Consider the following 14,263-nt stretch of genomic DNA (forward strand, 5'->3'; position numbering starts at 1 on the left):
AGGCGTCGATTTTATGCGCGACGCGAAAAGTGCGACATTCTGAGGCTTTTGGGCGTTAGCTTCAACTATTTCTGTTACCGATGAATAGTTGATCCAGATCTCACTTCCGAATCAGTGACAGCGGCTGGGGATGACCTCTCTGAGTTTTTAAAATAGATGGAGGAGGGACTTTATTGATGCTGTTACTATATTTTTCTTTTGAATCATAAGCTTTGGTTGTTTTTCAATGTCTCAGTGAAAGTCAGAGACTTGGTAGTTCAGCTCACTTATCCAAAATTCATTGTCTAGGTGGGCTTGCATCATTCTTTTTTGTTGTCCGTTTTCTAGAGTAATAAGATAGAGTCCGGACGTGAGTCCTTCGACCATATAAAAGCCATCCTTTTCTATTTTGCTTGAGAATTCCATATCGTTGGCAATGTGTTTGAAATGGAGATAGCTGTAGTCTTCAAGTGGGCCTTCGATTACTCCATCAATACCAAAAGAGGCGATCAAGACCACGGATATTTGTGTAACCCCCGCTTGGCGAGTATTGACTAGAATGGGATTGTGTTGCGTTGTTAAGTTGAGGTCGAGGGCACTCTCATCAACATGGATAGAAAGGTTATCGTGGGCAGGAACTTGATGGAAAACAAACTCGCCGTTTTCATCACTCATCGCGAATTGGTCAAGCACACGCAAATTGACATTTGGGATCACGTTGCCTTGTTGATCGACGACGGTGCCGACGAGCTTGGCATAACTGTATTTGCTCCAATCTAATATTTCGGCAATGTTGTCGTCGAAATGGCTGCGAATCCCGGCCTCCGTAGTAAGCTCAATACCATAATGTTCGTGGTTGCCGAACAGTTTTATTTTGAAGTTTGAGTTTACGCGTGCTTCTAACGTTGCGGATAATTCAACATCGTTATTGGTATAACTGGCAGACAGGTTCGACATCACTTCTTCAAAATACTGCCCATAGTTAATCCAGCAATCGGTACAAATATTTCGCAACGAAGCTTCAGTTTGTTCAAGAGAACCGGATTTATCCCATGCCCCTTTTACACGCCATGAGGTATCAGAAAAGCCATTCTTGGCGAGCTCAATAGTATGTAAAAAGTCGTCGATATTTTCTATCTGGTCGCGTGTGTAATTGGATTCAACGCGGAGAAAAAGGTTACGTGCAATTTTTGCACTGAGTTGAGGTGAGATTTGGTACTTATCATCTTCACGTCTTAAATCAAGGTAGGCGTTATAGTAAGGGCCTGAAAAGCTGTATTTTAAAGCGTCATACAACTCGAAATCCCGCGTGAAATTCACCGTCTTGTTGAGCTCTAAGCTTAACGATTGTGTGCGACCAAACTGCATATCCAACTCAATAGGAAAACGTTGTAATTCAGGAATCCAGCCCACATGCATTGCAAGCCAGTGGCGTGGGAGATAGCGTGTTTGGAAAGCCAAGAGCGTGTCGTGGTCTGCAATTAACGCGGTGCTGCCAAAAGTGAGGTAATCATCAATGCCATATTCCAAAATACCTGCGCCAACTTTTGCCTTTTCAAAGTCGGCGATGAGATCTATCCCCCATTGCCCTTTTGGAAGGAAGCCACCATCCAAACCTGCGATAATTACTTCCTCTTGCTGCCAAACACCTTTGGCCAAGTAATAACGGAAAGTGAGAGTATCGCCCGGTGCAATGTTACTTTCTTCTATCACAAAGCGACCAAAATCATCAGAGCGGTATGAGCTTTGATAAACCCCGTTGACTAAAAGATCGATGTTGATGTTTGGCTGGGTTGTCCTTTCCAATTGAAGGTTGCCAAATTTTGGCACCGTTTTGTGGTTGGAGTAGTGAAAGCCATTTTCGAGAATCACAGGATTCGAGTAGAGACCACCATCCAATAACACATGTCCAAGTTCAACTCGGTTGTGGTTGTCTGGTTGAGCGATTGTGATGTTGTAGTATGCCACTGGATGATCTTCTCGTGAATCTACAGACATTTGGCCAATCCAATTTTCTGTACTCAATAGAGAATCGGAGAGCAGGTGTCCTCCCTCCTTGTTATCGCTCTCATATGACGCGGTTGCGGAAAGGCGAGTGGAAAAGCCCAACGTTGATAGCGGCCTGACTGAGGGTTGTCGCGTCAACTGTTCGAGTCGTTTGGCTCTATCTCGAGAATCACGTTTGAGTTTTTGAATTTCCTCCTCTAATTCCGAGGGGGATTTATAGCCCTTGTCGATGATGAGTTGGTAGTCTTCGATATACCAACGAGCTTTAACGGGTAAGCAGTCATTAAGGCTACGCCAATGGATAAGCCATTCCTCTTCATAAAAAAGGATCTGGATAGGCTGTTGCGTTGAATTTGATCGGTAACATACGTGACGGCTTAGGTCGATAATGAAAGCGGGGGTTTCTCGTGCCACGTCTTGCGGTAGGTGTATTTCACAACGCTTATGAACGCAGTTTCCGTGCATTTCCAATAAGTAAGCAATACTGCTCTCGATAGGCAGGTAGGGCTGTTCCTCGTCATCCATCATAACACGATAAAAACTGTCCCCCACATTACCCAAACGAACCTCGATGTGAGCAGGATACAAGGCTAACTGCGATGGTTCGTTGGCGAATAACGGAAAAGATAGGGCGAAGATCATCGACAAACACAGCCCAATGTAACGTAGTCTCATTCTCGTTAGATTGGGCTTAGTACGTGAATTGATGTAAGGCTGGTTACAGGGTGCATTCGTGTAGTGATTGTTCGTCTTGTGTGATAAGAATCTTACTCTTGGCCGGAAGTCGTTTCACGAGCTCAGATTGTCGAAGCAATACCAGCCTCTCTTGATGATTATCGGTGTTGAGCATCGCATTAAATTGATATCTGCCTTTGTTTTGGATGCGTAACTCACCTTGTTTACATTGGATGGATACGTTTTGTTGAACCTCGCCGCGTTGTGCGTAAACTGGGATGTAGCTGTTTACTCGGAAGTCGAGAGCAAAAGAGGGCCCAGAGCTTTGAGCGTCTGCGGTTTGGCTTTGAGCCAAAGTGATAGGAGAGAACCACAAGTAAGCTCTATATTCGCCGTTGTCTTTATCTGCTGGTAAAGCGCTAAACCTCAAGCGAATCGTACGTCTTTGGTTTGGCTTTAACTCTCGAATGATCGGCGGAGATACTTTGATCCACTTTGCAATATCTTCCGTTTGCGCGATGTCTTTATCGGTGCGGGTGACACCCCTCGAAGTGATAGGGCGATAAACTGGCTTAATTTCAAGCCTAATGGGTTTGTCTGAGTTGTTTTCTACGATGATCTTCTCTGTCACTGATTGATCCGCATTCAGCACCAAACGGGTGGGAGCAATCAACAATTGCGCATAGCTGGGGAATGAGACAAATATTGTCGTGAGTAATAGAACTAGGTGCTTCATCGATAATTAACCTCAAAAGGAATGGTGCCAGAGTAGCTGCCTGCTGGAAATTTTGCGCCTATCCGAATTTTTGCGCCGATACACAACAATTTGCTTCTTCCGTTGCTGTTTATTTTTGAGCGCCCGCGTTTAGATAAACCACACCCATAAAAAATTCGACGAACCTTAATTTTTCGAGATGATTTGTCATGATTAAGGTATTGGTTGTTAGGTACGGTGACGGTAATTTTTCGCCCCGGGTCACCGTCTACATAAAAGCGGACAACGTAAAGTTGACTGTGGGTTGGGTTGGAAACTGCATTTTGACCTCGTCCAGATAAATATATTCCTGGGAAAGTGATATCCATATTTTCTGGGACGATCGTCAATGCCAAGCAACTTTGATGAGTTAATAAAAATAACCCTAAATAAAAAGCGACTTTTAATGGCATGATATTCTTATTTTGATAATGGCGGCATTAAAATATTGCCGCCATTTCATTAAATAATACTATTGATTACTGGTAAGTAACATCAACTGGAACGCTAGCAGAGTACGTACCTGCGACAAGCGTTGCTGTTGATACTTGTGCTGTGCCACCAATTTTAAGCTCAGCAGTTCCACCTGTTAGTGTCAACGCAGGAGAGAAGTCAAAGGTTGCTGCAACGTTGTTTGCGCCATTTACAAGGTTAGTACCAGAGATAGCAACATCAACCACTTCGCCAGCGCCGCCGTCGATAGTGAATGTTGCGGCGCCCGCATCACCTTGGGCAATGACAACATCTGTTGTACGGTCTGATGTGATAATACCGAAATCAAGATTAGACGTTCTGGTCATAGTGATCGCTTGTTTTACTTCTAACGTTGCGTCGAAAGTATCGCTAACGGCAAAAGCATTCATTGATGAAAAGGTGATAGCAGATAGCGCAGTAACTTTTACAAATGTATTCATTTCTTTACCTGTTGTGTTTTGGTTTGAGTAAAATGTTCTTATATATGAGACAAATAACTAGGGGTTGGTATATTTGTCAGTTGAATAAAATACACAGAAAGCATAGCTTGTAAAAATATTTCTATAATTAGATAGTTTATATATAAATAAGTTGAACAGCGGTCACATAAGCTATTAGCGGTTACTAATTAAGCTGGTATTATATTGTGGCTAAAAAATTTAAATAAATTAACCATATAAATAATGTGTAGTTATTAGTTGCATAAAAATAAGGTGAATATTATTCAATATAAGTATTATCAAGCTTTAATGAAGAGGATGTTAATGTAGGCTTTAATAATTAAGATGTAGTGATTGAGACATAATTAAATTTAATCTCTGTTATAACATTAAATAATTATACCCAAGTAACCTCAAAATGCTAGGTTCAGCGAGAGTGGCTTGGTTTGTAGACGCGGCGGCGATTTAAAGGTCTAGTGGGCCTAAATCAAGAATCGGCAACAAAGTATACAAACCAAGACAACTCGCCCTTCGGGAGCGTGTCATTGACCCGCTTTTTTAATTAAACCAATGGCTGTGTCAAACAACTTGGAAAGAGCTGGCTATTACGCTGCGTTGTTTTCCTTGATCTCGAATCAATGACAGCGCTCTGAATCCTGCATCTTGAAGTCACTTGGGTATATAATATAGTGCTGGTGGTAAATAAGGCTCAACCCTTATGGTCGACATAAGCAAAATCACTATTTGAGATGCAGTGTCGGAGAGACTTTCCCACGCTCTGTGATTAGCTCTCAAAAGAGATGAGAGCTTATTATGAGAGTCTAGTCTTGCTTGGCGCGATCTAAAAAAGTTTGAGTGATGAGCTGGAACAAGGCATCCACACTCGGTCTTTGTTCAATATGGTTAAATAGGGGGGTGTGAACATCACCGCGAATATGATCGGCATGGCCACACAATTGATTGCACAGTTTTACCGGTTCAACGATCTTTTCTACGTCCGCATCAATAAGAATGCAGGCCTGAGAGAGCACCACTTGCCCGCCGCCTTTCTTCAGTAAGACTCGTTGTGCGGTTCCGACCACTTTTTGTCCATTGATGTTTAGGTTGTAGTCCCCATCACAATATGAGTTTGGTGTTGCGTGCACATCAACCTTCACACCGAGTTGTTCAAAGAAAACCTCTAGGACAGAACATAAGTCGAGATACGCTTTTTTGATGTCGTATGGCTGACCTTCTGGCCAATGATAAATATGTGAGAGATTAATGATTCCTGGGACTTGTGGGACTGGTGCGCCCCCCGTTTTTCTCGAGAATAGCTTCCAGTTTGTGTCTTCAAGGCCTTGTTCAAGCTCATCCGAAATTAGCCACTTTTTTCCTGCCGGAAGAACTAGTGTTGGGCTCTTCACTTGCCATAACAGTAGGACTTGAGAGAGTTGATCCGTCTGCACGAGTTTGATCAGCTCATCTTCTTTACTGAAAACATCTGCGACTTCAGTGCATTGATAGCGGATCAGTTTATTTTTGGAAGCCAAATTCAGTCCCTCTTTTCATCTACCCTTCAGTTTTACTCCAATTCCTTCACAAAATCCAATCACAACTCTGTTTTTGTTTGAAAGTAAATGTTCATTAAAAACATTAAGTTAAAACCTTCATGTGCAAATATCGAGTCAGGTTTATAATTTGCTTTTAATGCAAATGTTGCGTATGCAATGATTGTTGTGTAATCTTTGTTTTGTACCGCTACTCACATCAAATCAAAAAAGAGAATACTGCTATGAAAAAGAAACTCGCTTTAGTTCATCGACTTGCTTCTATCAGTGCCTATCTATTGATCATGAGCTTTTTCACTAGCACCGTACTGGTGGAGTTGTTTGGTAACCACCAAACCATTTTGGCAGTAAAAACCTATATTTCTTATGCGATTTGGGCAGTCGTACCATTAATGGCAATCACTGGAATTACTGGTGCTAAGATGGCACCGAATGTGAAAAAAGGGCCTTTAGCTGCGAAGAAAAAACGCATGCCTTTTGTTGCCTTGAATGGTCTGCTGATTTTGGTTCCTGCTGCAATTTACTTAAAGTACTTAGCGGGAATGGGTCAGTTTGATACCATGTTCTACATTATTCAGGGGATTGAGTTGCTTGCTGGCTTCATCAATCTTACCTTGATGACGCTGAATATTCGTGATGCTCGCGCATTAAAGGCATCAAGAAAATCAATGCTTGTGTAAAGCATAAAAAATTTTTGTTGTTCATTGCTTAAACGATAAATAGAATCCGCAGTCTATTTAATTCTAAGGCGATGAAATTATGAAAAAGTTAATGACTGGTGCAGCATTAGCAACGTTATTAACTGGTTGTGTGACGTTCCCAACACAAGAATCAGAGCAAGTAAAAGTGATTTGGGATGATGTAAATGCAATCGAAAACTGCCAACACCTTGGTACAGTAATGGGCTCAGAAGGTCACTTCTACGATTACTGGCTCCATGCAGACAAAGACATGGTTTGGGGCACATTAAACCAAATGCGCATAAAAGCAGTGGAATTGGGTGCAGACACGCTTTACTTGTATCAACCTCTGGGTTTCTCAAGCTCGGTCACTATGTTCGCTAACGCGTATCAATGCCAAAACTAAGCTTGGAACAAACGAATAAAAAGCAGACTGTCGACAGTCTGCTTTTTTGCTTTATGCCCCCCAATTTTAAAGGGGGCTGCAAGGAACGACAGGACAGGCCGTTCTTGAATTTTAGTTCAAGCTTGCGGTCGCCATAGCAACGGAATCGGTAAACGATACACTGAATGCGTCATCGGTATTGAGCACTTTGGCAGGAAATTCCAAGCTTAGCTGAGCTTGAGGCGCCACTTCAGATTCTACACTGGTAATGAACTTCCGAGTTTCTCCAGGAGAAATCGTCAGGTCGCTGTTTCCCTCTGGACCAAGTTCAGCAATACCAATGGTTGCTAGGCCGTTACCTTCACCATCTACCAAACTCAACAGTGATTCGGATTTGTAAATCAACTCGCCTTTATCGGTTTGGTACGCTCTGAAGGTGTTAAAGCTTGGCTGTAAATCGCCTTCTGTTGCTAAGTTAGTCACAGAGAAAGTGACATTCGAGCCGTCAAATTTTTCGACTTTGACTAAGACATTCGCGTCTTGGTAACGAGCGGCTGCCGCAGCGGTTGCCAACTCTTTCTGTCTTTGTTTCTCTCGTTCAACTTCAGCGATACGCGTTTCTTCCTCTGCAATACGTGTTTCTGCCATCGCGTAAGACTTATCTACCATCGCCAGTAGTGCAGGGATAGAGTAAGCAGACAAGCCCTCTAAGTGATCGAAGTCGATCTTCGCGTGAGTGGTCATGTTATTGGTCGAGAACTGACAGTGACCATCAATTAAGCTCACGAATGCGACTTCATATGTACCTTGTAACTTGCTTACTTCAACGCCGGCCTTCTCTATGTTGGCACGCACTTGTTTGATTTCTGCCAGCGACTGCTTTGGTAATGGGCCGTTTGGTGCTACGTCGTTAGCCACAGAGACTAATGCTTCGGTCACGAATGGATTGTTTTTCTCTGGAACGACGGTAGTTACAAGGTTAGCTTGAGTAATATCTTCCCCAAGCAACACCGTCATTTTTTGCGATGCAGCGGTCTTATTACCGGCGAGAACGTCGCTACAGTTCGGTGAGTTGCTTGCATTTGCAGATGTTGCAGCAACGAGTGATAGCATGGCGGACAAGCCAGTGATGACGAGTCCTTTTGATGGTCGATTGTTCATCCTGATAACCCCTCTGGAATATGATGCGCTCAGCTAACGTTTGTTGCCCAACTTAGTTGGGATAGCGACATTCAGAATGGTTGTAGTTGCGTCCTCGCCACGTTCATCTTCACAAGACTGTTTAGTTGGCTTTTTCTGCCCAACTCTAAATCGCGATAAGCCGTCACGATCAAAAGTGTTTGAATTCGTCGATGATGCTACAAGGTCGATGTCTTTTTTCTGAAAGATAGACGTAACTTTTCCAAGCTTCAAATTCGTGATCGAGATCTATTTTTTGCGATGGTGCGAGGATCAAGCGAAAACAGACACTTAACGTAGAGAGTTGATTTTGAGAGAAAAAAATAAATTTTTTTGGGAACTTTTTGAAACGCTGCCTTTGAGACTTAATTCGCATCTCAAAGGCAGGTATTTGGAAATCAAGGCGTAATTTTGACTACAGTGCGTTTAATACGTCCGCCAAACGGGTCACGGCAACTGTCAATTCTTCTGGTGTAGCGTTTGTAAAGTTTAAGCGCAGCGCTGCTTTGACTGCTGAGCCCTCTGGGTAGAATACAGGACTTGGTACAACGGCAACGCCGTTAGCCAACAATGATTTGGCCAGTTCAAACGTATCGCATTCTGGGATCTCTACCCATACGAACATACCACCATCAACAGGCTTAAGGACGCAACTTGCTGGAAGCTGTTTTTCTAGCTCTGCATACATCACATCGTAGCGAGACTTGTACAATTCACAGATGGTGGTGATGTGGGTGGCAAAGTTGTCATGTTGAAGCAAGCCGTGCAGTAGGGCTTGCATCGGTACGCTTGAGTGCAGATCGGCACCTTGTTTGATTTTAATCAGCGGTTCTAGGTAGCTAGTTTTACCCGTAACCACACCAATACGAAGGCCTGGCGATGCAATCTTAGAGAATGAACGCAGTACGATAGAGTTCTGTGGACAGAAATCAGAAACCAAAGGCAAAGCTTCACCAGAGAAACGCAGCTCGCGGTACGGTGCATCTTCGATGAAAGCCACGTTGTATTGAATACAAAGCTCTGCAACCTTTTGACGCGTTTCTAGTGCCCAGCATACGCCCGTTGGGTTATGGAAATCTGGCACCGCATAGAACATCTTAGGCTTTTGCTCAGCGAAGCACTGTTCTAGCTCTTCAAGGTTTGGACCGAACTCTGTTTGAGAAACAGTCACAATGTTTGCTTGAACCAAGCCAAACACCTGCATCGCACCAAGGTAGCTTGGGGCTTCCATTACGACTTTGTCACCCGGGTTCACATAAGCACGCGCAATCAAATCCAAACCTTGCTGAGAGCCAGTCGTTACCATTGCGCTGTGCGTGTCTGGCAACTGGAAGTAATCCGTCAAGAAATTAAGCAGAGGTGTGTAACCGGCCGTCGAACCGTATTGGAAAACCTCAGGCATGTTTGCGAGATTTTCCAGTGTTGGTTTCATTAAATCGATTGGGAAGGTCTTCTCGTCTGGCAAACCGCCAGCAAGCGAGATGACGTTTTTATCGCTGGCAGCAGCGAGGATCTCTCGAATGTACGATGACTTTACTTGTTGTAGTGACTGTGCGATTTCCATGTGTTGTGTTTCTCGTATTTCTCATTGTTATGCGAGAAATAGTACATGGGAATTGCTTACTTTAGTGTGTCCATTTATGCTGTTAAACATGTCCATTTATGCTATTTAAGCCAAAAGACAGAATATGAGCCAACAACAAGTTTCCAGAATCAATGACGTACTGTTCTACATTCACCAAGACATTAGCAGAGAATTATCCGCTAAAGAGTTGGCTGATGTAGCAGCGTATTCTGAGCAGCATTTCCACCGTATTTTTAAAGAGGTTGTAGGGGAGTCGATTCATCAATACATTCGTCGTACGCGAATGGAATACGCAGCCAATCAACTGATGTTTGATACCAAATCCTCCGTGTTAGAGATTGCCAATAAGTGCGGTTTCAGTTCCGTGTCTTCGTTTAGTCGGGCCTTTAAAGCTACGTTTGCCTTGTCGCCAGGAGTATGGCGAAAACACGATTTACAGATCGCAGAGAAGCCTTATTTAAAAGATCCCGAAGTCGCTGCGGGTTATCATCGAGTCGCCAAGCGTGCTTTACCAGATCCTAAAGTTGTCGAAGTGCCACAGCGGTTTGCGGCTTATGTTCGTCACGAGGGGTATAACCGTTCGATTCGCAATGCTTGGTTGGTGCTTAAAGCTTGGGCTAATTCAGAGAACCGAGACTTCTCTACCCAATATGGTTTACATCATTCCAACCCGGCTTGGGTTGAGTTGGACAAATGTCGTTACGTGGCGTGCATGGCCATTGATAAACCGCTTAAGTATCGCGGAGTGGTGAACCAGATGACGATTCCGGGGGGCTTACATGCGGTGTTCAGGTTGACTGGTGTGTATGGTGAGTTGCTGCCTCAAATCAGCATGGTGTTAGAGAAATGGTTGCCAAACTCGGGCTTTAAGCAACGCTCAACTCCTGCGTATGTGCATTATCATCAAAACCACTTTTTAAATCATGAAGAAGCGTTTGAATTAGATTTCTACTTGCCTATCAGTTTCTTCTAACAATTTCTTTTAAAAAGCTTTGCTTCACGTTCAATGCTTTACTATTGTGTCAGATGAAAATGCCCGGCATTGACGTCGGACTTTATAGAATAAGTTGAAAATGAAATGAATATAGAACATCTCAAGCTTTTCGTTCGTTTGGCATCAACGCACAACATCAGCATGGCAGGACAAGAGCTTGGATTATCGCCAGCCGTTGCCAGCGCCCACATCAATAAGTTGGAAGAAGGGCTAGGCGTTCGCCTTGTGCACCGAACCACACGTAAGGTCTCATTAACGGAAGAAGGTCAGGCATTTTTGCCACACGCGGAAGAAGTGCTTGCAACGGTAGAAGCGGCACGAGGTGCGGTCGGAGTAGGTCATAGCGCACCAACTGGCACGCTTCGAGTCACGGCTCCAGCATCGTTTGGGCGTTTGCATCTTGTGCCGGCACTCAAAGGCTTTATGGCGGCTTATCCAGAGCTAACGGTGGATTTTCGTTTCTCCGATTCCATCATTGATATGGTTGAAGGCGGGTTCGATGTCGCGATTCGTCTTGCAGAGTTGAAAGACTCAACGCTGGTGGCACGTAAACTAGCACCGGATCGCCGTATCATTGTTGCTTCACCAGAGTATTTAGAAAAGCACGGTACGCCGAAAACACCGCAAGAACTTGCTGAGCACGAATGCGTGACGCTAATGGGGCTAGACAATTGGGTGTTTGAAACCCCAGATGGTCATTATGCGATGCGCGCTTCGGGCAGCTTTAGAACCGATAACGGCGATGCGATGCGTGATGCTTGTATCGATGGACTTGGTGTGTCGATCAACTCGATTTGGAGTGTCTACAAACAGCTTCAAGCCGGTGAGTTGGTTGAAATCTTGGAAGACTACCCATTGGTGATGAACGCCAGCATTTGGGCGGTTTACCCTAGCTCACGTTTGATCGCACCTAAGGTTCGTGCCTTTATTGATTACTTTGCCGAGCATTACGGGCAGCCACCTTACTGGGAAACCGAACTGGCTACCCATCAGAAATAAACAAAAACGCTTTCCAATCGGAAAGCGTTTTTTATTGTGTTCATTTAGCGAGAAAGAGAACGACTACCAAGAGAAAGTCTGGATGACGTTGTCTTTTGCCATTGGGTTAGATGCTATCGCGTGATTGATGTTTCTCAGAAAATCCTCGCGTGAATCCAACAACCAACCTTTTTGTGGAACGATGTTGTTACCATGGTCGCCCCAGTAGAAGGTATCAATGTTCAAGTTTTCGAGTAGGTATTTCTCTTCCTCAAGCACTTGAAGTTGCGTTGGCATAATGAACTCACCATTCTTCACTTCTTGTTCCATCACCGTTCCTGGTTGAATCGCAAGTGCCATAGGCGCAATTTGCTCAGGATTGATTTGGTTCAAGATGTCTGTTGTCGCAATAATGTGTTCTTTTGAACGTTCGCGTCCACCTAGGCCAAAGATGAAAGACAGCAACACTTCAATGCCAGCTTCTTTTGCCATTGCCATGCCTTCGATCGCTTGCTCTGGTGACATGCGTTTTTTAATGCGCTCAAGAACAACGCGATCGCCAGATTCAAGGCCAGAATAGGCCATATCTAAACCCGCATCTTTTAGCTCTTTCAATTCAGCAATGGTTTTACGGCGGAAATCGTTCAATCCACTGTAAAGAGATATCTTTTTGCATTCAGGAAACGTTGAACGCAGTTTGTCGAAGATCTTAAGTAAGTAATCCGTACGTGCCGCCATAACGTTACCATCAATCAAAAAGATCGACTCTACATGTGGGTAGATAAGACGCGCTTCTTCAATATCTTTAAACACGTCTTCAATAGGGCGTACCTTAAAGCGTTTGTCATCAAACATGCTGCAAAACGTGCAGGTGTTGATGCTACAACCCAATGTGGTTTGGATTAAGATGCTGCGGTATTCCGGCCATGGTCGGTAAACTTTGCCCTCATAGTTCATAGTTGGATCTCCAGTTAAAAGCGGGATGATTCGATGTCATCACTCGCGAAAGATAATGGGAACGAACGCGTTTGAGTCTGGCGTTTTTCCCGATGGCTGAAGATTAACAAGAGAAGGCTTTGTTGATAATTGGCCTTTATATCAAATGAGTTTTTAGATTTTATTGAAAATGAACAATGATGGCAGTTTTATAAGCGCGAGATCAAAACGTGAGAAACAGAAACGCCAGAAAGCAGTAAACAGGAACCAGTACGTAAAAATGACAACACCCAGCCGAAGCTAGGTGTTTAACAGGAAACAACTGTGTTGAATTAAGCGAGTTTAGCAATCATTGCTTCAATCGCGTCTACCACTTGTTGTGATTTGATGTCATTCAACGCATCACGATGAGGAGCGGCAAAAGCTTCGATATCGTTGTCGAAGTACGAACCATACGCTTGAGCAAATTCATCCGATAGTGCAGCACGAATTAGAATGTCTGCGCCCAAACTGATGTCATTACCCGCGATACCGTAAGCGTCTTTCACCATTTTGCTGCCAAGGAATGACTTTGGATTGACGGAAACCACCATAGGGCCGACGTTTTTCAACTGCAATCCCATAACGCGTGACCACATTGTCAGTGCCAATTTACTTTGAGCATAAGCTTCACCGTCTGACAGTGGTTTTTCGCCCATCAAGGCTTCGATGCTCACTGGTGCTTGTGCCGCAGAAGATAGGCTTACGACACGACCTGTGTTGCCAAGTAGTGGGAGCAACTCTTTTGTCAGCATGTATGGTGCAATGGTGTTAACGGCAAAGCGCACATCAAGACCTTCTTGAGTTCTTGAGTTAGGTGTCGCGAATACGCCTGCGTTATTGATGATCACATCCAGTTTGCCAAAGCGCTCTGCCACCTCTGCAACCATCTGTTTAACGGCTTTGACTGAAGACAGATCAGCAACGATGCTTTCCACTTTGCCAGCATTCATCTCAATTAAGCCTTGCTCTACGTTTTGTAGTTTAGCCTCGTTGCGGCCATGAACAATCACGTGGTGACCATCTGCCACTAACATCTTTGCTGTTTCTAAACCAATGCCGTCTGTAGCGCCAGTAATCAGGATGATTTTTTGCATAATTGAGATTCCTCATGAAGTCGTTATGCAACAATCATAGAGTGAACAGAGTGATTAAACTATCGAGGTAAAGAGGGAAACACTTTATACGCAAAATTGAAAATCAATTTGTTATCTTTTTGTGGGCGATACGACGAATTAACCGCCCACGAAATGCTATGGTTATTTCAAGCGTTGCTTAAGATTTGAGCAGCTTGATTAACTAAAATACACTCAGCCCAAGAGGTCTTTATGTTAGGCGAAAATCACTCATTAACTCATGAATTCCCAGAACATTTGGATACCATCAATCAGCTGACAGCAAGTGACGCCTCGTTTGCTGAAAACGCTAAAAGCTACAACTCTCTCGATAAAGAAATCCGCGAACTAGAATTGCGAGGAAACCCACTCGACGACCATGAAATGAACACACTTAAACATAATCGTGCGGAGCTAAAAGACTGGCTTTACACAAAAATTATGAGCGCATAATTAAGACTGTGACTCCATGGATGGCGGCTCGAATTTCGAG

Annotated in this window: 15 protein-coding genes; 5 read left to right on the forward strand and 10 right to left on the reverse strand. The window is 43.9% G+C overall.

Going from position 1 to position 14,263, the window contains the following annotated elements:
• Positions 1–231 precede the first annotated feature (231 nt).
• The 5 genes from OQJ86_RS12235 to OQJ86_RS12255 all read right to left on the reverse strand — a co-directional run bounded on the left by OQJ86_RS12235 (position 232) and on the right by OQJ86_RS12255 (position 5,861).
• The gene (locus tag OQJ86_RS12235) at positions 232–2,661 is read right to left on the reverse strand and encodes a carboxypeptidase-like regulatory domain-containing protein (protein ID WP_265987929.1); all 2,430 of its coding nucleotides are present in this window, start codon (positions 2,659–2,661) and stop codon (positions 232–234) included.
• A gap of 43 nt (positions 2,662–2,704) precedes the next feature.
• On the reverse strand, positions 2,705–3,397 hold the full coding sequence (locus OQJ86_RS12240; protein WP_265987931.1) for a molecular chaperone: 693 nt from the start codon (positions 3,395–3,397) through the stop codon (positions 2,705–2,707).
• Complete coding sequence (locus OQJ86_RS12245) at positions 3,394–3,828, reverse strand: DUF4402 domain-containing protein (RefSeq protein ID WP_082038289.1); 435 nt, start codon at positions 3,826–3,828, stop codon at positions 3,394–3,396. Before OQJ86_RS12245 ends, OQJ86_RS12240 begins: the two co-directional genes overlap by 4 nt.
• A gap of 66 nt (positions 3,829–3,894) precedes the next feature.
• Positions 3,895–4,329: a DUF4402 domain-containing protein gene (locus OQJ86_RS12250; protein ID WP_038865086.1), complete on the reverse strand. Its 435-nt coding sequence runs from the start codon at positions 4,327–4,329 to the stop codon at positions 3,895–3,897.
• An 821-nt stretch (positions 4,330–5,150) separates the two neighbouring features.
• On the reverse strand, positions 5,151–5,861 hold the full coding sequence (locus OQJ86_RS12255) for a lipoate--protein ligase family protein (RefSeq protein WP_104029604.1): 711 nt from the start codon (positions 5,859–5,861) through the stop codon (positions 5,151–5,153).
• Between the two features lie 242 nt (positions 5,862–6,103).
• Here OQJ86_RS12255 and OQJ86_RS12260 point away from each other — a divergent pair, with 242 nt between their 5' ends.
• Both OQJ86_RS12260 and OQJ86_RS12265 read left to right on the forward strand, forming a co-directional pair.
• Positions 6,104–6,559, forward strand: a complete 456-nt coding sequence (locus tag OQJ86_RS12260) for a hypothetical protein (protein ID WP_038865089.1) — start codon at positions 6,104–6,106, stop codon at positions 6,557–6,559.
• A 79-nt stretch (positions 6,560–6,638) separates the two neighbouring features.
• Positions 6,639–6,965 carry a DUF4156 domain-containing protein gene (locus tag OQJ86_RS12265; protein WP_038865090.1) on the forward strand — a complete coding sequence of 109 codons (327 nt, stop codon included), beginning with the start codon at positions 6,639–6,641 and terminating at the stop codon, positions 6,963–6,965.
• A 111-nt stretch (positions 6,966–7,076) separates the two neighbouring features.
• Here OQJ86_RS12265 and OQJ86_RS12270 read toward each other — a convergent pair whose 3' ends face one another.
• The 3 genes from OQJ86_RS12270 to OQJ86_RS12280 form a co-directional block, all read right to left on the reverse strand.
• Entirely contained in the window at positions 7,077–8,105 is a 1,029-nt protein-coding gene (locus tag OQJ86_RS12270; RefSeq protein ID WP_265987933.1) for a hypothetical protein, read from the reverse strand.
• A 33-nt stretch (positions 8,106–8,138) separates the two neighbouring features.
• Positions 8,139–8,357: a hypothetical protein gene (locus OQJ86_RS12275; RefSeq protein WP_039974807.1), complete on the reverse strand. Its 219-nt coding sequence runs from the start codon at positions 8,355–8,357 to the stop codon at positions 8,139–8,141.
• Between the two features lie 181 nt (positions 8,358–8,538).
• Complete coding sequence (locus OQJ86_RS12280) at positions 8,539–9,687, reverse strand: PLP-dependent aminotransferase family protein (protein ID WP_102387888.1); 1,149 nt, start codon at positions 9,685–9,687, stop codon at positions 8,539–8,541.
• 124 nt (positions 9,688–9,811) lie between these two features.
• On the opposite strand from OQJ86_RS12280, the gene OQJ86_RS12285 reads away from it, so the two are divergent.
• Both OQJ86_RS12285 and OQJ86_RS12290 read left to right on the forward strand, forming a co-directional pair.
• Positions 9,812–10,681, forward strand: coding sequence for an AraC family transcriptional regulator (locus tag OQJ86_RS12285; RefSeq protein WP_042602151.1), 870 nt, complete (start codon positions 9,812–9,814; stop codon positions 10,679–10,681).
• Between the two features lie 105 nt (positions 10,682–10,786).
• A complete protein-coding gene (locus OQJ86_RS12290; RefSeq protein WP_042602152.1) occupies positions 10,787–11,701 on the forward strand; it encodes a LysR family transcriptional regulator in 915 nt (304 codons plus the stop codon).
• Between the two features lie 63 nt (positions 11,702–11,764).
• Here OQJ86_RS12290 and OQJ86_RS12295 read toward each other — a convergent pair whose 3' ends face one another.
• Positions 11,765–12,637 carry a B12-binding domain-containing radical SAM protein gene (locus OQJ86_RS12295; protein WP_038882409.1) on the reverse strand — a complete coding sequence of 291 codons (873 nt, stop codon included), beginning with the start codon at positions 12,635–12,637 and terminating at the stop codon, positions 11,765–11,767.
• A 311-nt stretch (positions 12,638–12,948) separates the two neighbouring features.
• On the reverse strand, positions 12,949–13,752 hold the full coding sequence (locus OQJ86_RS12300) for an SDR family NAD(P)-dependent oxidoreductase (protein WP_265987936.1): 804 nt from the start codon (positions 13,750–13,752) through the stop codon (positions 12,949–12,951).
• 231 nt (positions 13,753–13,983) lie between these two features.
• On the opposite strand from OQJ86_RS12300, the gene OQJ86_RS12305 reads away from it, so the two are divergent.
• On the forward strand, positions 13,984–14,223 hold the full coding sequence (locus OQJ86_RS12305) for a YdcH family protein (RefSeq protein WP_038865100.1): 240 nt from the start codon (positions 13,984–13,986) through the stop codon (positions 14,221–14,223).
• The last annotated feature ends 40 nt before the right edge of the window (positions 14,224–14,263 follow it).

It is taken from the genome of Vibrio sp. Sgm 5 (genome assembly GCF_026241575.1).
Taxonomy (GTDB): domain Bacteria; phylum Pseudomonadota; class Gammaproteobacteria; order Enterobacterales; family Vibrionaceae; genus Vibrio; species Vibrio jasicida.